Below are 17,997 nucleotides of genomic sequence, written 5' to 3' on the forward strand. Positions count from 1 at the left end.
TATCCGTTGCGCGTTCCGTATCAAGACTGTTTTCATTTAATTGAGCCGCTGCTCGCCAAGGTCGAAAAGCCGAGTCGCTATATCGATCACGAGTGGGGCACGCTTTCAAAGGCCGATGCCGACTACCGTTGCTGCTTGATCTACCCGGATGTGTACGAGGTTGGTCTGCCCAACCAGGGTATCGCCATCCTCTACAACATTCTTAACCAGGCCGAGGGCATCTCCTGCGAGCGCGGCTATGTGCCGTGGCCCGATATGGGTGACGCTATGCGCGAGGCAGGCATTCCGCTGCTCTCGCTCGAGGGTGCAGCGCCGGTCGCTTCGTTTGATATCGTCGGTCTGCATGTGCCGCACGAGATGGCGGTGACGAACTTCCTCGAGGCACTCGATCTCGCTGGCATTCCGCTGTTAGCGGCCGACCGAGGCGAAGACGACCCCATCATCATCGCCGGCGGTCCCTCGGTGTACAACCCTGAGCCGTACGCGGCCTTCTTCGATGCCATCCTCATCGGCGAGGGCGAGGAATCGCTGCTCGAGACCTGCCAGCTGCATCGCCGCCTGCGTGACGAAGGAGTCCCGCGCGCGCAGATTGTTGAGCAGCTTGCATCCATTGCCGGCAACTACGTGCCGTCGCTCTATGAGGTTCGTCACGACGAGCCCTGCTCGCCGCATGGCTACACCGTGCCGCGCGAGGGCAAGGATGCGCCGACCGTGGTTTACAAACGCGTCGTCGAGGATTTCGGCGCCACGAATCCGCTGTCGCAGTCGTGCGTGCCCTATGCGCAGCTGGTTCACGATCGCCTGTCTATCGAGATTCTGCGCGGCTGCGCCCGCGGCTGTCGTTTTTGCCAGGCCGGCATGACGTATCGCCCGGTGCGCGAGCGCTCGGCCGACCAGATCGTCTCGTCGGTGATTCAGGGTCTGGAAAAGACCGGCTATGACGAGGTGTCGCTGACCTCGCTCTCCACGACCGACCACTCCTGCATTCGTGACGTGCTCGGCAGGCTCAACCGTCGCCTGGAGGATACGGGTATTCGCGTGTCTATTCCGTCGCAGCGCCTGGATTCGTTTGGCGTGGATATGGCCGAGTCGGTCGCCGGCGAAAAGAAGGGCGGCCTGACGTTCGCGCCCGAGGCCGGCAGCCAGCGCATGCGCGACATCATTAACAAGAACGTGACCGAGGAGGACCTGGACCGTGCGGCCAAGGCGGCCTTCGAGGCCGGCTGGAACCGCATGAAGCTCTACTTTATGATGGGCCTTCCCGGCGAGCGCGACGAGGACATCGTGGCCATTGCCAACCTGGCCGATCACGTGCTGGAACTTGGCCGTTCCGTGGTGCCCAAGGCGCGCCGCGGCTCCATCTCGGTGTCCATCTCGGTTTCGGTCTTTATTCCCAAGGCTGCCACGCCGTTCCAGTGGTGCCCGCAGCTCGACTACGACGACGTCAAGCGTCGCCAGAAGCTGCTTATCACGAGCGTTCGCAACCGTGCCGTCCGCGTGCATTACCACGATGCCGAGACCTCGCTCATCGAGGCCGCGCTCTCCCGCGCCGGTCGTGACATGACGCCCGTCATCATCGATGCTTGGCGCTCGGGGTCTCGCTTTGACGCCTGGGTAGAGCATTTCTCGCTCGATAACTGGAAGGAGGCTGCTGCCAAAAACGGCATCGACCTCAATGAGCTCGTGCACCTGCCCTACGAGTTGGACTGGCGTCTGCCGTGGGAGCATGTGAGCCCCGGCTGCACGCGCGGCTTCCTCGAGCGCGAGTACCGTCGCTCGCTCGAGGGTGTCACGACTCCCGACTGCACCCGCACGTCGTGCACCGGCTGCGGAATCTGCCCCACGCTCCACGCCAAGAATGTATTGATGGGTGATCGCGCATGAGTGAGCGCCTGACCGACAGCCCCACGCTCTTTAGACTTCGTGTTCGCTATGGCAAACGCGATCGTCTTAAGTACCTGGGCCATCTCGAAGTAATCCATACCATTGAGCGCATCGTGCGCCGTGCGGGACTTCCCTATGCCGTCACGCAGGGCTTCTCTCCGCACATGCGCGTGGGCTTCTCTTCGGCGCTACCGGTTGGTACGTCGTCGACCTGCGAGTGGTATGACCTGTTTATGACCGAGTTCGTGGCGCTCGACGAGGCGTTTGGGCGCCTGGCTGCGGCGTCTCCGGCCGATCTGGCGCCCATCGAGGCGGCGTACATCGACGTGCGCACGCCGGCGTTGACGGCGCAGCTCACGCGTCTGTCGTATCGCATCGACCTGCACTTGGATCCCGAGGCGCCCGTAAGCGCCGACGAGGTGCGTCGTGCGATCGACACGCTGCGCGCGGACCATGGCATCGACTACGCGCGCGGCAAAAAGAGCAAGCGCTTGGATTTGGATCACACGCTCGTGGGCTATGAGCTCACGGCGGGGGAGCGCCCTGACCATTTGGTGCTCATGCTCGACACCCATGCCGACAACGAGGGCTCCATGCGTCCGGAAATTTTGCTTTCCGCTGCTGATGTTTTGTTGCAGGGCTTGACCCCGGGCGTGGATGCACCTATTGTTTCCACCGGTATGCAAGACCTCGTGACCATCTGCTCCTACGATGTCGAGCGTCAGAATCAAGCATGCGAGGACGACGAGGGCCGACTCGTCAGCCCCATACCTGTGCGAACTTGTGGATTTGCTCCACATACTCGTTGACGGGGGTATTTTCGCCTGCTACTATATTCGGCTGTTGCACTAACTGATGCATGAAGGGCAAGTAAACATGTACGCAATCGTTAACACGGGCGGCAAGCAGTACAAGGTCGCCACCGACGATGTCATCACCGTCGAGAAGATCGAGGGCAATGAGGGCGACAAGGTCACCCTGCCGGTCATCTTCCTCAACGATGGTAAAAAGATCGTCACCGATCCCGACAAGCTGGCCAAGGCCAAGGTTACCGCTCAGATCGTTGAGCAGTTCAAGGGCGAGAAGCAGCTGGTCTTCAAGTTCCACAAGCGTAAGCGCTATCGTCGTCTGAAGGGTCACCGTCAGCAGCTCACCAAGCTGAAGATCGTGAAGGTCCAGGCTACGTCCCGCGCCAAGAAGGCTGTCAAGGCAGAGGCCGAGGCTGTTGCCGAGGCTCCCGTCGCCGAGTAGATTACACTCGTAACGAAAGAGTAGGTATACACAATGGCACACAAAAAAGGACTCGGTTCCTCCCGTAATGGCCGTGACTCCCGCGGTCAGCGCCTTGGCACGAAGCGCTATGCCGGCCAGACGGTAACCACGGGCACGATTCTCGTCCGTCAGCACGGCACGCACATCCACCCGGGTGAGAACGTTGGCCGTGGCAAGGACGACACGCTGTTCGCGCTGGTCGACGGTACCGTTGAGTTCCACAAGGGTATCAAGCACAGGGTCAGCGTACGCCCGCTCGCGAACGCGTAATTCACCCTTCATAGAGCACATATGTGGGAGGCACTTGAGTTTTAGGATTCAAGGGTCTCCCTCTTTTTGTAGGAGGCGATTCTGTTGTCACAGTTCACCGATATCAGCCGCATTAACGTGTGCGGCGGCGACGGCGGAGCCGGATGCATGTCGTTTAGGCGCGAGGCATTTGTCCCCAAGGGCGGCCCCGATGGCGGCGACGGCGGTCGTGGCGGCAATGTCGTCATCCAGGCCGATGCTCAGCTGTCTTCGCTGATCGATTACCGCTTTAAGCATCACTTCCGCGCCGAGCGCGGCACGCACGGGCAGGGTGCCCGTCGTAACGGTAAGAGCGGCGAGGACCTAATTTTGAAGGTTCCTATGGGCACCGTGGTGCGCGAGCTCGACCCCGAGACGCAGACCCCGATGTTCGAGATTGCCGACCTGGTGCATGATGGCGAGCGCGTCGTTGTGGCGCCCGGCGGTGCCGGCGGTCTGGGCAATACGCACTTTGTGACGTCGGTGCGCCGCGCGCCCGCATTCGCCCAGCTGGGCGAGCCGGCCGAGGAGCACTGGATTGAGCTCGAGATGAAGCTCATGGCTGATGCCGCGCTCGTGGGCTTCCCCTCGGTGGGCAAGTCCTCGCTTATCGCGCGCATGAGTGCCGCCCGACCCAAGATCGCCGACTATCCGTTTACCACGCTCGTGCCCAACCTGGGTATGGTGCGTACCGGCGAGTACTCCTATGTCGTTGCCGACGTCCCCGGCCTCATCGAGGGCGCGAGCGAGGGCAAGGGCTTGGGCCACCAGTTCCTGCGCCACATCGAGCGTACGGCGCTCATCATGCATGTCGTCGACATGACGGGCGGTTTTGAGGATCGCGACCCGGTTGAGGATTACCGCATCATCAACCGTGAGCTCGAGCAGTATGGCGCCGAGCTTTCGGAGCGTCCGCAGATCGTCGTCGCCAACAAGTGCGATGCGCCGGGCACGGCCGACAAGATTGCCGACCTTAAGCGCGCCGCGCTCGACGATGGACATATGTTCTTTGCCGTGTCCGCCGTGACGGGCGCCGGCCTCAACACGCTGATGCTTGCCGTGGGTGAGCAGGTGGCTAAGCTGCGCGCCGAGCTGGCGGTCTCCGATGAGCCGGTCGATCTTCGCGACGAGGAGTGGGAGCGCCGTCGCCTGCAGCGCGAGAAGCGTTTCCGCATTGTTCAGGAAGAGCCCGGTGCCTTCCGCGTGGTCGGTCGCGCCATCGAGCGCATGGTTATCCAGACCGACTGGGAAAACGAGGAAGCCGTCATCTACCTGCAGCACAAGTTTGCGCGCATGGGTGTTGACGACGCGCTCGAGAAGGCCGGCTGCCGTGCGGGCGACGAGGTCCGCATTTGCCAGCGCGCCTTTGACTTTGAGGGCGCCGAGGACTTCTCGGAGTACGAGGAGCTCGAGGACGCTGGCGAGGACGTTGCCGTTGAGGCCCTTGACGTGACCGATGCTCCGGATGAGGGCGTCGAGGTTGTCGATGCGGCGGATGCCGCGGACGATGCCGAGACCTCGGAGGGCGAGTAAGCCATGTCGCTGCGCGGTGGAATCGGTTTGCCCGAGCTGCCCATAAAAGAGGGCAAAGAGTTTCGGCTTGGCATTATGGGCGGCACCTTCGACCCGATTCATTACGGGCACTTGGTGACTGCCGAGCAGGCGCGCGAGTCGCTCGACTTGGACGCTGTGCTCTTTATGCCGGCCGGCTCTCCTGCCTTTAAACTCGACAAACCGGTGACGCCTGCTGAGGACCGTTATGCCATGACGGTTCTCGCCACCGCCGCGAATCCGGCTTTTTTGGCGAGCCGGTTCGAGATTGACCGTCCGGGCGTAACCTATACGGCCGATACGCTTCATGCCCTTCGCGACTTTTATCCGCCGCAGGTAAAGCTCTACTTTATTACGGGCGCCGACGCGATTATTGATATTGTGACCTGGCATGATGCCGAGCGAATTGCTGAGCTTGCTACCTTTATTGCGGCGACGCGACCGGGCTTTGATATCGATACGGCGCGTGCCCGAATCAAAGAGTCGGGGCTGCCGTTCGACGTGCGCTATATTCAGATTCCGGCGCTGGCGATCAGCTCGACGAACATTCGTAAGCGAGTTGCCCGCGGCATGAGCGTGCGCTATCTTACGAGCGAGTCCGTGCTCGGCTACATTCGCAAGCGCAGGCTATATGCCGATTTGGGCCAAGAAGATTTTGAGTGATGGGGGCTACGTTGTCGGTAGAGGATCAGTTTGAGGGCGATGAGCGCGCGCTGCTCAAGCGCATTCAAGAGCTGCTCGATGTTCGCATGAAAGATAAGCGCAAGCGCTATGTGCATTCGCTGGGTGTTGCCGAGACCGCACTTCATCTGGCCGAGGTCTACGGCGTTGACCGCTTTGATGCGGCTGCCGCCGGCTTAATTCACGACTGGGACAAGGTGCTTTCCGATGACGAGCTCGTGGCCCGCGCGCTTCACTATGGCATCAAGGTTGCCGGCTCTCCTTCCGCCGCGACGCCGCTTTTGCATGGCCCTGTTGCCGCCTATGAGCTTCCGCAGCTTTTTCCCGAGCTGTCGCCGGCAGTCTTTCAGGCTGTCGACCGTCACACCGTGGGTGCTTGCGACATGACGCCGCTCGATATGGTGGTCTTTGTGGCAGATGCCATCGAGCCCAACCGCCACGGCGACTATGCCCATGCGCTGCGCAAGATGGTGGGGAAGTCCTCGCTCGACGAGTTGTTCTTCTCCTGTTTTGCGCAGGGTCTGGTCTATGTGATCCAGTCCGGGCGCTATCTTTATCCCACGGCTATTACGATTTACAACCATTACGCCCAGCTGCGCTAGCTCGGGTGTGTCTAGAAAGAGGTATTCCATGGCCGACGAGACCATGACTGACGAGCAGATTCTTGAAGGTGTGGAGCACAAGAGTTTCGTTGCCACGTCCGACCGCACCGCCGCCTCGCTGTCCGCGAGCGGTGTCGCCGCCGAGGATGTCGCCCGCGCCGCCGCGCAGGCCGCCTACGACAAGAAGGGCGAGGACGTGCAGGTGCTCGACCTGACCGAGCTTTCCGACGTGTGCGACTACTTTGTGCTTGCCACCGGTACCAACAACCGCCAGGTCGATTCTATCGTCGACGAGATCGAGGAGAAGGTCGCCGCGGCTTGCGGCGAGCATCCGTTCTCCATCGAGGGCCGCGAGCAGAAGACCTGGATGCTCATGGACTACGGCTCGGTCGCCGTTCACGTCTTCACTCCCGAAGCCCGCGACTTCTACCGTCTAGAAAAGCTCTGGGGTGACGCCCCCCAGCTCCCCCTCGACCTCCTCTAGTGGCTCATTTGATACGGGGCTTTTAGTTAGCCTCGCGCATTTTGCCGGGCAGTTGCGGTTTTCCGTACCTGCCCAGCTTTCTTTTTGCCCAAAGGCGGTTAATCGTTGAAGCGGGATTGGCGGCCGAAGGATAGCGCGGTGTCGCCGAACTTGTCTCGGACGGCGTCGATGGCGACGGAGAGGTCGCGGCGGTCGCTGGATTGGGCTCCGCGGTCATCGATCTCGCAGAACAGGTCGGTTTGGATGCCGCCTTGGTGGTCGAAGTCGCTCATGCCGATGCCTGCTAAGCGCACGTGCATTCCTTCCTGCCAGATGTTGTCGAGCAGTTCGAGTGCAACCGCCACGAAGATGTTCTCATCGTCGGTCGGATGAGGCAGCCGGCGCTGTGCCGAGCGACCGTTTCCATACGAATACTTGAGCTTGAGCGTCACCGTGGCGCCCGTTAGTCCCTGACGGCGCAGGCGGCGTCCCACTGACTCGCCCAGCAGCGCAATCGCCGCCTCAATATCCCCACGCTCAGTCAAATCTTTAGCAAAGGTGCGTTCATTGCTGACCGACTTGACCTCGCGCTCTTCATCGAGACTCGTGACTTCGGAGATTTCAAGTCCCAGCGCACGCTGACGCATACGTTCGCCGTTGACGCCAAAAATAGAGGCCAAGGTGGATTCCGGCGCGCGTGACAGCTCGCCGAGCGTGTAGATGCGCATACGGCGCAGTCGCTCCTCGGCCGAGCGCCCGATGCCGCTCATGGCAGATACCGGCAGCGCGGCCAAAAAGCGCTGCTCGGTTCCGGGGCGCACGATGGTCAGCCCAAACGGCTTATCCCGCTCGCTTGCGATCTTTGCGACCGTCTTGTTGCAGCCCACGCCAATGGAGCACGTCACTCCCAGCGCTGCCACACGGTCGCTTATACGCCGTGCAACCAGCAGTGGGTCCTCGGGCGCAAAGCGACCCGGTGTGATATCGATAAAGGCTTCGTCGATGGATACGCGCTCAACGCGCGGCGTCTCCTCGGCAAGAATCGCCATGACCTGCGCGCTCACCTCGCGGTAGCGATCAAAGTGCCCGTGCGTCCAAATGGCTTGCGGGCACAAGCGCCGCGCCTCGGCCGAGGCCATGGCAGAGTGCACGCCAAAGCGGCGCGCCTCATACGAACACGTGGACACGACGCCACGCGAATCGGCGTCTCCGCCCACGATGAGTGGCTTTCCGCGCCATTCGGGATGATCGAGCATCTCCACGCTCGCAAAAAACGCATCGAGGTCCATGAGGCCCACCGCCGGACCCGTCCAGGGAGGCGGCGTGACGCTCATGGCATCCTCATAACCGTATGTATGTTCGCGTCTTTCCATGTCATGAGTATACCGCGCAGCTCATGTGGGGTGCGTGTATGTGCTTGCAAATCCCGAATTCTTGTCTAAGATATGGATTTGCCCTCGACTACACCGAAGAAGTTGGTCTCACGGACTTCACCTGCCCGCGTCGATGGCGTATTATGTTCAACTGTTTGTTTGTAGTTGCAGCCTAAAGCTGCTTGGTTGGAGGAGTTTCCTTTGGCAGTCAAGATTCGCCTTGCTCGTCACGGCGCTAAGAAGCGTCCGTACTACCGTGTCGTCGTCGCCGATTCCCGCGCCCCGCGTGACGGTCGTATCATCGAGGAGGTTGGCCGCTACAACCCGATGACCGCCCCCAAGACCATCAACCTCGACCTCGAGAAGATCGCCGACTGGCAGTCCAAGGGCGCTCAGCTCACCGACGCCGTCGCCGCTCTGGTCAAGGCCGCCAACGAGGGCGAGAAGACCGAGACCGTCGTCAAGAAGTCCAAGAAGCAGCTCGCCAAAGAGGCCGAGGCCGCTAAGGCTGCCGCTGAGGCCGCTGAGGGCGCCGAGGAGTAAATCGTGCCTGAGGTTGACGCTGCACAGCTCGAGGGTGAGGCAATGCTCTCAGATCGCATCGCCGATCTCGTCGAATATCTCGTTGTTCAGATCGTCGACGACCCGGATTCCGTGAGCCTTGAGGTCATTGATGGTGATGACGCCTCTACGATTGAGGTTTCTGTCGCCGAGGATGACGTCGCTAAGGTCATCGGCCGTCGTGGCCGTACCATCAAGGCCATTCGCACGCTCGCCCGTGCACTGGCCGCTCGCCTCGACACTGCTGTCGAGGTAGAGGTTCTGGGCTAGGACCTTGAGGTCCCAGTACAAAAACATCGCCCGTGTGGTCAAGCCGCACGGAAGGAAGGGGGAGGTCCTCGCGCAGCCGCTGCGGGGGCTTCCTTCTGTATTAGAGCCGGGTATGCGCGTCGCCCTGACGCCGCCGGCGCTCAAGCGCGACCGCTTTTGCACGGTCGTGTCCGTCACCGATACGGGCGATGGCGATCTGGTCTCGTTTGAGGGCATTGACGACTTGACGGCCGCCGAGGGCATCACGGGATGCTATGTGCTGGCAAATCGTGACGACTTTGAGCTCGATTCGCTCGACGCCGCCTATACCGACCTGATGGGTCGCGAGGTGGTCGACGAGCGCTTCGGTTCGCTCGGCACGATTGTCGAGATCATGTCGACGCCTGCCAACGATGTTTGGGTTGTCGAAGGCGATCGGTACGGCGAGGTACTGATTCCCGTGATCGAGCGGGTCGTGCTCGATCTTCCCGATGCAGGAACAATTTCCGTCCACGTGATGGATGGCTTGATCGATATGGACAAGTAGGGAGGACAACATGCTGATTGAGACCCTTTCGGTCTTTCCCGAGATGTTTGAGCCCGTCATGTCCACATCGATTTTGGGCCGCGCCCGCAAGGCCGGCCTTTTTGATTTTAAGGCGTATAACCTGCGCGACTGGACGCACGACCGCCATCGTACCGTCGATGACGAGCCGTACGGCGGCGGGCAGGGCATGCTCATGAAGGTCGAGCCTATCGCCGAGGCCATCGAGGCCATTAGCGCGGAGGGCCCCAAGCCGACGGTGGTGTTCTTCACCCCGTGCGGCGAGCCTTTTACGCAGCATGTGGCCGAGCGCCTGCTCAAAAGCGAGCGCCTGCTGTTTGTGTGCAGCCGTTACGAAGGTGTCGACGAGCGTGCCTATGCGTATGCCGACGAGCGCCTGTCGATCGGCGATTACGTGCTCACGGGCGGCGAGCTTCCCGCTATGGTCGTTGCCGATGCCGTCGTACGCCTGATTCCCGGCGCCCTGGGCGACGAGATGAGCAACGTCGACGAGTCGTTCTCGACCGCCGAGGACGGAGGCCTGCTCGAGTATGCGCAGTACACCCGCCCCGCTGAGTTCAATGGCCAGGGTGTGCCTCCGGTGCTCGTGAGCGGAGATCACGCTAAGGTCGATGCCTGGCGCCGCAAGAATGCCATCGAGCGCACTTGTCGTTGGCGTCCCGATCTGATCGAGACGGCGCGGCTTACGCCCCAGGAGCGCGCATACGCGCAGGAGATTCTGGACGCTTCGTATTCGCAGAGCGAGGAGTGAGAATGGTTCCATCGCAGCATTCCGCGTTGAGGGGCGCCTTTGAGTGGATCGCGGTCATCGCAATCGCGCTCGTGGCCACCTTCCTGATCCGCACCTTTGTGGTCGAGCCCTTTGTGGTGCCCACCGGCTCCATGGAGTCCACGATCGAGATTGGCGACCAGATCTTGGCGCAAAAGGTGAGCCTTGAGCTCGGCCAGCCCGTCAAGCAGGGCGATATCGTGGTGTTTCACAACCCCGATGGCACCTCCGAGCACGATATTCTTGTCAAGCGCGTTATCGCCACGGCCGGCCAGACGGTCGATTTGCAGGACGGTCGCGTGGTCGTTGACGGCCAGGCGCTCGATGAGGACTATACGACCGGCATGAGCTGGCCGCTTTCGGTCCAAGCGCCTGGCGCCCAGGTGAGTTATCCCTACACCGTTCCCGACGGGTGCGTGTGGGTGATGGGCGACAACCGCGAAAACTCTGCCGACTCGCGCTACTTTGGTCCCGTCGATCGCTCTGATTTGATCGCTGTGGCGCTTGTGCGCTACTGGCCGCTCAACCGCATCGGCGCTATCGACTAAAAACCGCTATAGTACAGTACCTAACCGTGTAATCGTTTCGACGAGGGGATATTAGAGGCATGAACGCTTCATCGCTTTCCTTCCAAGACATCATCCTGCGCCTCCAGCAGTACTGGGGCGAGCAGGGCTGCGTCATTATGCAGCCCTATGACTCCGAGGTCGGTGCCGGTACCTTCCATACCGCGACCACGCTGCGCTCGCTCGGCCCCGCCGAGTGGCGCACCTGCTATGCGCAGCCCTGCCGCCGTCCCGCCGACGGCCGCTACGGCGAGAACCCTAACCGCATGCAGCACTACTATCAGTTCCAGGTGCTCATCAAGCCCTCGCCGGTCAACGCCCAGGAGCTCTACCTGGGTTCGCTGGCCGCCATTGGCCTGGACCCCAACGACCATGACGTCCGCTTTGTCGAGGATGACTGGGAGAGCCCAACCCTGGGCGCCTGGGGCCTTGGCTGGGAGGTTTGGCTCAACGGCATGGAGGTCACGCAGTTTACGTACTTCCAGCAGGTGGGCGGCATCGAGGTCGACCCCGTGCCCGTCGAGATCACCTATGGCCTGGAGCGTATCGCCATGTATGCCCAGGGCGTCAACTCCGTTTACGACCTGGTGTGGAGCTACCTGCCCGACGGTACGCCCATGACCTATGGCGACGTGTTCCTCGAGAACGAGCGCGAGTTCAGTGCTTATAACTTTGAGGTCGCCAACGTCGAGATGATGCGTCAGAAGTTTGACGACTACGAGGCCGAGTGCCATTCCTGCCTGGAGCGCAAGCTGCCGCTGCCAGCGTATGACTGTGTCATGAAGTGCAGCCACGCTTTCAACCTGCTCGATGCCCGCGGCGCCCTGTCCGCGGTCGAGCGTGCCAACTACATCCTGCGCGTCCGCGCCGTCGCCAAGGCGTGCTGCGAGGCCTATATGGCCGAGGTCGCCGGAGTCAACGAGAATGCCGACCAGGAAGGCGAGGTGGCGTAAGCCATGGCAGACGCTAAGGATTTCCTGTTTGAGATCGGTACGGAGGAAATGCCCTCCGCACCGCTGAACAATGCTGTCAAGCAGCTTGGCACCATGATCGCCAAGGGCCTCGACGAGGCCGGTCTGGCCCATGGCGAGGTCCGCGTGATCTCGAGTCCGCGTCGTCTGGCTGCGCTCGTGGCCAACGTCGCCACTGCGACCGATGAGGTTCACGAGGTCAAGCGTGGCCCTGCGGCCAACATCGCCTTCGACGCTGACGGTAACGCCACCAAGGCCGCCCAGGGCTTCGCCCGCAAGTGCGGTGTGGCTGCCGAGGATCTGGTCCGTCGCGAGGACACCGACGGCCGTGAGTACGTCTTTGCCGAGAAGAACATTCCTTCCGCTCCGGCTACTCCGATCCTGACGGCCCTGTGCGAGAAGACCATCGCCGGCCTGCAGTGGCCCAACTACCGTAGTCAGCGCTGGGGCCACGAGCACGCCACCTTCGTGCGCCCGGTCCGCTGGATCTGCTGCCTTCTGGGCGAGGATGTTGTGCCCGTGTCGTTTGCCGACGTGACGAGCGGCAACACTACGCGCGGCCATCGCGTGCTTGGCCCCGGTGACCACGTTGTCGCTAGCCCCGCCGCCTACGAGCAGGTGCTCGAGGACGCCGGCGTGCTTTCTGCCGAGCGCCGTCGCGAGGCGATTCTAGCCGGTATCGCCGAGGTCGAGGCTGCCCGTCCCGGCTGCCATGTCGATACGCCCAAGAAGGTCTTTGAGGAGGTTATCAACCTCTGCGAGTGGCCGACGGTGCTCGTCGGTACTTTCGACGAGGAGTTCCTCAAGGTCCCGCACGAGATTATCTGCGAGTCCATGCTCACCAACCAGCGCTACTTCCCGATCTATGACGGGGAGGGCAAGCTGACGCGTGAGTTCGTGGTCGTCTCCAACAGCAAGCCCGAGAACGCCGAGCGCGTGATCGACGGTAACGAGCGCGTCGTGCGCGCCCGTCTGGACGACGCCAAGTTCTTCTACGAGGAGGACCTGAAGATCTCCCTCGACGAGTTCCGTGAGCTTCTGTCCAAGGTTGCCTTCCAGGAGAAGCTCGGTAGCGTGCTCGCCAAGTCCGAGCGCATCGAGCAGCTCGCGCTCGCTATCGCCCGCGAGGCTCACCTGGGCGCCCATCTTGCCGCCGACGCTGCTCGCGCCGCACACCTGTGCAAGGCAGACCTGGTGTCCAACGCCGTCGTCGAGTTCACGAGCCAGCAGGGCGTGATGGGCGGTTATTACGCGACCGCGATGGGGGAGAACGACGAGGTCGCCCATGCTATTCGCGATCACTATCGTCCCCGTTTTGCCGGTGACGAGCTGCCCGAGGGCACCGCTGGCTGCATCGTGGCCTGCGCCGACAAGCTCGATACCATCGCCGGTATCTTTGCCATCGGCGAGCCCCCGACCGGCTCCTCCGACCCCTACGCGCTGCGTCGTGCCGCTATCGGCATTATCAACATCCTGCGCGACCGTCTGCCGATCGACCCCACGTCGCTCATCGACTTTGCCCTCGAACTCTACAGTGAGCAGGGCATTGAGTTCGACGCCGCCGAGGTCGCCCAGCAGGTTCGTGACTTCTTCCATGGCCGCCTGGTGAGCATGGCCCGCGACGAAAAGATTCCGGCCGATACCGTCGCCGCCGTCTCCGCGGTGCACATCATCGCCCCGTCCGTCTTCTTTGCCCGCTGCGCCGCCCTCGACGAGGCCCGCAAGAACGACGCTGAGACGTTCGACAACCTGGCGACCGCCTATGCCCGCGCCGCGCATATCTCGAAGCCCGAGCTGGGTGCGGAGTATGACCGCAGCCTGATGGGCGAGGTCGAGCTTGCGCTCGCCGACGCCTCCGAGGCTGCTCAGACCGCCGTCGATGTCGCCCTTGCTGCCGAGGACTACCCGGCCGCATTTGCCGCCCTCGCCGCCCTGCGCGCGCCCATCGACCGTTTCTTCGATGAGGTCATGGTCATGGACAAAGACGAGCAGCTTCGCGATAATCGCCTTAAGCTGCTCAACCGCTTCGAGGCCGTTTTCTCCGGCATTGCCAACATCGGTGAGCTTGCCCGCAAAAAGTAAGCCAGCCTGCGCATAAGCGCAAAAGGAGCCCCGCATGGATTGCCCGGTCACCGCTCGTCCCACCGTTATCGTTATCTCCGACTCGCTCGGCGATACCGCTTGTGAGGTGGTGCTCGCGGCGTCCGGGCAATTTGATGAAGGGGCTTTTCGTCTCTTGCGCCTGCCCAAGGTGACCTCCGTGGAGCAGGTCAAGTCATTTGTGGGGCCGCGCGTCGATGCCGACCATCGCGATGTCGCCGTGTTCCATACCATTGTCGATCCGGCGCTTCGCGCCCGCGTGCTCGATTACCTGGGTATGCTGCATATCCGTTCGGTCGACCTGATCGGCCCGACGCTTGCCGTGCTGTCGTCGCTCATCGGTGTGCCGCCCAAGTGCGTTGCGGGCGTGATTCACAAGACCGATGACCGCTATTTCCATCGTATCGAGGCCATGGAGTATTTCGTTGAGCACGATGACGGTCGTGGTTGCGACGATCTGTCGGGTGCCGATATCGTGCTGCTGGGTGTGTCGCGTACATCCAAGACGCCGCTGTCGATGTATTTAGCCTATCAGGGCTACAAGGTCGCCAATGTCCCACTGGCGCATGGCATGGAGCCGCCCAAGTCGATTTACGAGGTTGACCCGATGCGCCTGTTCGGCTTGATTTCGACCGTCGATGTGATTTCCGAGATTCGCGATAGCCGCTTGGGCGACGACTACGCCCGCGCCGTCGCAGGCTCCTATGCCGAGCCCGAGAGCGTGCGTAGTGAGCTTGCGGAAGCCCGCGCGCTCATGAAACGCCTGGGCTGCTTTGTAGTGCGTACCGACGGCAAAGCCATCGAGGAAAGCGCTGCCGAGATCATTGCTCATCTCGAAGAGATTCAAGAGGCAAGAGCCCGCCGTGCCGCCCGCCGCGCTCAACAGCAGTAGTCCTTTCTGTGACGATTTTTCTGGGACGGGGATTAAAAAATCATTAGGTACTCAATGATTTTTTAATCCCCGTCCCAGAAAAATCATCGGAGTGGCTAAATAGCCTGAATTGATAAAGCGATTTAGCAAAAACATCGCATCTGACCTGCATTCTTCTTGTAGTGGTATCTTCATAAGGTAACCACCTTTACCTACCGTTTACCGCTAGTTTTAGCACGTTTACCAAACCGCGCACCCTCTGCTCAAGCCTGCCCAAAACCCGCCGTATAGTTCCCTCACGGCCTGCATCCGGCGGGTCGATTCGTTACCACGGTCGTGCGCGTAAGCGCATGGAAGGGGAAGTATCGTGAGCGATTGCAAGAGGGTTTACCGTTTTGGAACCGACGCCCAGGGCACCTGTGTCACCGAGGGCGACAAGTCCATGAACTTCGTGCTTGGTGGCAAGGGCGCTAACCTTGCCGAGATGAGCCGTATCGGCCTGCCGGTTCCCGGTGGCTTTACCATTACCTGCCAGACTTGCGTTGAGTACTCCGGCGCCGGCAACGTGTGGCCGGAGGGCGCGCTCGACGAGATCGTTGCCGCCGAGGTCGACCTCGAGGCCCGCTGCGGCAAGAAGCTCGGCGATGCCTCCGATCCGCTGCTCGTGTCGGTCCGCTCGGGCGCTCCGTTCTCCATGCCCGGCATGATGGACACGGTTCTCAACCTGGGCCTCAACGACGATTCCGTCCAGGGCCTTATCGCCCAGACGCAAAACCCGCGCTTTGCCTGGGATAGCTACCGCCGCTTTATCCAGATGTTCTCCAACGTCGTCATGGGTGTCGATGCCGACTTGTTCGAGAATGCCCTGACCCAGGCCCGCCTGGTCGCCGGCGTTCGCGTCGATTCCGAGCTTTCGGCCGAGGACCTGCAGGAGCTCGTCGAGACCTTTAAGGGCATCTTCTCCGAGAACGTCGAGGCTGCCCTGTATCCCGAGCTCGAGGTCGCTGACGGCAAGCCCGTCTTCCCGCACGACCCGGAGCTTCAGCTGCGCCTTGCCATCCAGGCCGTCTTTGGCAGCTGGATGAACGAGCGCGCCTGCATCTACCGCAAACAGCACGGCATCTCCGACGAGCTCGGTACTGCCGTCAACGTCCAAGCCATGGCCTTTGGCAACAAGGGGGAGACCTCTGCGACCGGCGTCGCCTTTACGCGCAACCCGGCCGACGGCACTAAGGAGTTCTACGGCGACTTTCTGGTCAACGCGCAGGGCGAGGATGTCGTCGCCGGCATCCGCAACACCGAGCCCATTGCCGACCTCAAGACCACCCCGGGCCTCGAGTCCGCAGGTGAGGAGCTCGAGCGCGTGTTCCTGACGCTCGAGGATCATTACCGCGATATGTGCGATATCGAGTTCACCATCGAGCAGGGCAAGCTCTGGATGCTCCAGACCCGCGTGGGCAAGCGCACTGCTACCGCCGCCCTGCGCATCGCTATCGAGATGGTCGAGGAGGGCCTCATCACCCGCGAGGAGGCCGTGAGCCGCATCGATCCCGCGCAGCTCGATCAGCTCCTGCACCCGCAGTTCGACGCCTCCAAGAAGTACGAGGCCCTGGCCAGCGGCCTTAACGCCAGCCCCGGTGCCGCCGTGGGTGAGGTCGTGTTCTCGAGTGATGACGCCGTCGCGCGCGCCAACGAGGGCCACAAGGTCATTCTGGTTCGCTGGGAGACCAACCCCGACGACCTGAAGGGTATGGTTGCCGCCGAGGGCATCCTGACCAGTCACGGTGGCAAGACGAGCCATGCCGCCGTTATCGCCCGCGGTATGGGTACGCCCTGCGTCTGCGGTGTCGAACGCTTCCACATCGACGCTGCCGAGAAGGTCGTGCACATCGAGGGCAGCGACCGCGTGCTGCGCGAGGGTGATGTCATCTCCATCGACGGTACCCAGGGCATCGTCGTCGACGGCGCCGTCGACCTGGTTTCGGCCGAGCTCACCGGCGACCTGGACACCATCCTGTCCTGGGCCGACGAGATTCGCCTGGACGAGACCTGCGGCCACGCCAACCACGTGCGCGTCAACGCCGACAACCCCGAGGATGCCGCGCTCGCGCTCGAGTTTGGCGCCGAGGCCATCGGCCTGTGCCGCACCGAGCATATGTTCCTGGGCGACCGCAAGAACATCATCCAGAGCTTTATCCTGTCCGATGACGAGGCCGTAAAGCAGCAGGCCCTGGCCGACCTGCTCAAGGTCCAGACCGAGGACTTCCTGGCGATGTTCAAGACCATGTCCGGTCGCGATGTGGTCGTGCGTCTGCTCGATCCGCCGCTGCACGAGTTCCTTGACGATCCGCGTGAGCTTGAGGTCGCCATCACCAAGAAGGAGGCCGCCGGCGCCAGCGAGGAAGAGCTTGCCGCCCTGCGTGCCCGCCTGCGTCGTATCGACGGCATGGTCGAGTCCAACCCGATGCTCGGTCTGCGCGGCGTGCGCCTGTCCGTCGTCTTCGGTGACCTGCCGCTCATGCAGGTCCGTGCCGTGGCAACGGCTGCCGCCCGCCTTATCAAGGAAGGCGTCGACCCGCGTCCCGAGATTATGGTCCCGCTCGTTTCCATTACGGCCGAGCACGTTCAGACTCGCGAGGTCATCGAGCGCGTGATCGCCGAGGTCTCCTCCGAGGAAGGTGTCGAGCTCAACATTCCCGTGGGCACGATGCTCGAGCTGCCGCGCGCCTGCATGGTCGCCGACGAGATCGCCCATCACGCAGATTTCTTCTGCTTTGGCACCAACGACCTCACCCAGACGACCTTCGGCTTCTCCCGCGACGATGCCGAGGCCAAGTTCATTCCGCTGTACTTGCACAAGAAGATCCTGAAGGACAACCCCTTCGAGACCATCGACACGGCGGTGCTGGAGCTCGTGCGCTTGGCCGTCGAGAAGGGCCGCGCCACCAATCCCGACATGCACTTTGGCGTGTGCGGCGAACACGGCGGCGACCCCAAGTCCATCAAGGGCCTGTTTAACGTGGCCGATGTGGACTATGTGTCCTGCTCGCCTTACCGCGTGCCCCTGGCGCGTCTGGCTGCCGCTCAGGCCAAGCTCGAGGCCAAGCGCAACGCCTAGCGCCCTGCGCATCGACGCCTGGCATAGTCCCCCTTCATACCGCCCGTCTCATTCGTGAGGCGGGCGGTTATCATGTGCGGGTTTTGTCTTTTTGTCTGCGTAAAAAATTGTTC

At 61.9% G+C, this 17,997-nt stretch carries 18 protein-coding genes; 17 read left to right on the forward strand and 1 reads right to left on the reverse strand.

Features of this window, described 5'->3' with window-relative positions; all coding sequences use genetic code 11:
- The first annotated feature begins 6 nt into the window (after positions 1-6).
- The 8 genes from DW112_RS07700 to rsfS all read left to right on the forward strand — a co-directional run bounded on the left by DW112_RS07700 (position 7) and on the right by rsfS (position 6,762).
- A complete protein-coding gene (locus DW112_RS07700) occupies positions 7-1,884 on the forward strand; it encodes a TIGR03960 family B12-binding radical SAM protein (protein WP_118094270.1) in 1,878 nt (625 codons plus the stop codon).
- Positions 1,881-2,693: a TIGR03936 family radical SAM-associated protein gene (locus tag DW112_RS07705; RefSeq protein WP_118328697.1), complete on the forward strand. Its 813-nt coding sequence runs from the start codon at positions 1,881-1,883 to the stop codon at positions 2,691-2,693. The genes DW112_RS07700 and DW112_RS07705 overlap by 4 nt, the downstream gene beginning before the upstream one ends.
- Positions 2,694-2,760: 67 nt before the next feature.
- Positions 2,761-3,135, forward strand: a complete 375-nt coding sequence (rplU, locus tag DW112_RS07710) for a 50S ribosomal protein L21 (RefSeq protein ID WP_035138585.1) — start codon at positions 2,761-2,763, stop codon at positions 3,133-3,135.
- A 33-nt stretch (positions 3,136-3,168) separates the two neighbouring features.
- A complete protein-coding gene (gene rpmA, locus DW112_RS07715; RefSeq protein WP_006236075.1) occupies positions 3,169-3,426 on the forward strand; it encodes a 50S ribosomal protein L27 in 258 nt (85 codons plus the stop codon).
- 84 nt (positions 3,427-3,510) lie between these two features.
- Positions 3,511-4,977, forward strand: coding sequence for a GTPase ObgE (gene obgE, locus DW112_RS07720; RefSeq protein ID WP_199585344.1), 1,467 nt, complete (start codon positions 3,511-3,513; stop codon positions 4,975-4,977).
- A gap of 3 nt (positions 4,978-4,980) precedes the next feature.
- Positions 4,981-5,658, forward strand: a complete 678-nt coding sequence (nadD, locus tag DW112_RS07725; RefSeq protein WP_117637231.1) for a nicotinate-nucleotide adenylyltransferase — start codon at positions 4,981-4,983, stop codon at positions 5,656-5,658.
- 86 nt (positions 5,659-5,744) lie between these two features.
- Positions 5,745-6,278: a bis(5'-nucleosyl)-tetraphosphatase (symmetrical) YqeK gene (gene yqeK, locus DW112_RS07730; RefSeq protein ID WP_197736885.1), complete on the forward strand. Its 534-nt coding sequence runs from the start codon at positions 5,745-5,747 to the stop codon at positions 6,276-6,278.
- Between the two features lie 28 nt (positions 6,279-6,306).
- Complete coding sequence (rsfS, locus tag DW112_RS07735) at positions 6,307-6,762, forward strand: ribosome silencing factor (protein WP_118328699.1); 456 nt, start codon at positions 6,307-6,309, stop codon at positions 6,760-6,762.
- A 98-nt stretch (positions 6,763-6,860) separates the two neighbouring features.
- On the opposite strand, the gene dinB is transcribed toward rsfS, so the two are convergent.
- Positions 6,861-8,114 carry a DNA polymerase IV gene (gene dinB, locus DW112_RS07740; protein ID WP_187365005.1) on the reverse strand — a complete coding sequence of 418 codons (1,254 nt, stop codon included), beginning with the start codon at positions 8,112-8,114 and terminating at the stop codon, positions 6,861-6,863.
- A 201-nt stretch (positions 8,115-8,315) separates the two neighbouring features.
- On the opposite strand from dinB, the gene rpsP reads away from it, so the two are divergent.
- The 9 genes from rpsP (at position 8,316) to ppdK (ending at position 17,884) form a co-directional block, all read left to right on the forward strand.
- Positions 8,316-8,657, forward strand: a complete 342-nt coding sequence (gene rpsP / locus DW112_RS07745; RefSeq protein WP_022094749.1) for a 30S ribosomal protein S16 — start codon at positions 8,316-8,318, stop codon at positions 8,655-8,657.
- 42 nt (positions 8,658-8,699) lie between these two features.
- Positions 8,700-8,945, forward strand: coding sequence for a KH domain-containing protein (locus DW112_RS07750; protein WP_171021534.1), 246 nt, complete (start codon positions 8,700-8,702; stop codon positions 8,943-8,945).
- A 34-nt stretch (positions 8,946-8,979) separates the two neighbouring features.
- Positions 8,980-9,471 (forward strand): ribosome maturation factor RimM, encoded by a 492-nt coding sequence (rimM, locus tag DW112_RS07755; RefSeq protein WP_233506183.1) that lies wholly within the window; start codon positions 8,980-8,982, stop codon positions 9,469-9,471.
- A 10-nt stretch (positions 9,472-9,481) separates the two neighbouring features.
- Complete coding sequence (gene trmD / locus DW112_RS07760) at positions 9,482-10,240, forward strand: tRNA (guanosine(37)-N1)-methyltransferase TrmD (protein ID WP_117639941.1); 759 nt, start codon at positions 9,482-9,484, stop codon at positions 10,238-10,240.
- A 2-nt stretch (positions 10,241-10,242) separates the two neighbouring features.
- Positions 10,243-10,806: a signal peptidase I gene (lepB, locus tag DW112_RS07765; protein WP_118328700.1), complete on the forward strand. Its 564-nt coding sequence runs from the start codon at positions 10,243-10,245 to the stop codon at positions 10,804-10,806.
- Between the two features lie 59 nt (positions 10,807-10,865).
- Entirely contained in the window at positions 10,866-11,777 is a 912-nt protein-coding gene (locus DW112_RS07770) for a glycine--tRNA ligase subunit alpha (protein ID WP_006236091.1), read from the forward strand.
- 3 nt (positions 11,778-11,780) lie between these two features.
- The gene (gene glyS, locus DW112_RS07775; RefSeq protein WP_118328701.1) at positions 11,781-13,877 is read left to right on the forward strand and encodes a glycine--tRNA ligase subunit beta; all 2,097 of its coding nucleotides are present in this window, start codon (positions 11,781-11,783) and stop codon (positions 13,875-13,877) included.
- Positions 13,878-13,911: 34 nt separating this feature from the next.
- Positions 13,912-14,787: a pyruvate, water dikinase regulatory protein gene (locus DW112_RS07780; protein WP_117637236.1), complete on the forward strand. Its 876-nt coding sequence runs from the start codon at positions 13,912-13,914 to the stop codon at positions 14,785-14,787.
- A gap of 346 nt (positions 14,788-15,133) precedes the next feature.
- Positions 15,134-17,884 carry a pyruvate, phosphate dikinase gene (gene ppdK, locus DW112_RS07785; protein ID WP_117637237.1) on the forward strand — a complete coding sequence of 917 codons (2,751 nt, stop codon included), beginning with the start codon at positions 15,134-15,136 and terminating at the stop codon, positions 17,882-17,884.
- Positions 17,885-17,997 lie beyond the last annotated feature (113 nt).

This window comes from Collinsella sp. AM09-41 (genome assembly GCF_003473245.1).
GTDB lineage: Bacteria > Actinomycetota > Coriobacteriia > Coriobacteriales > Coriobacteriaceae > Collinsella.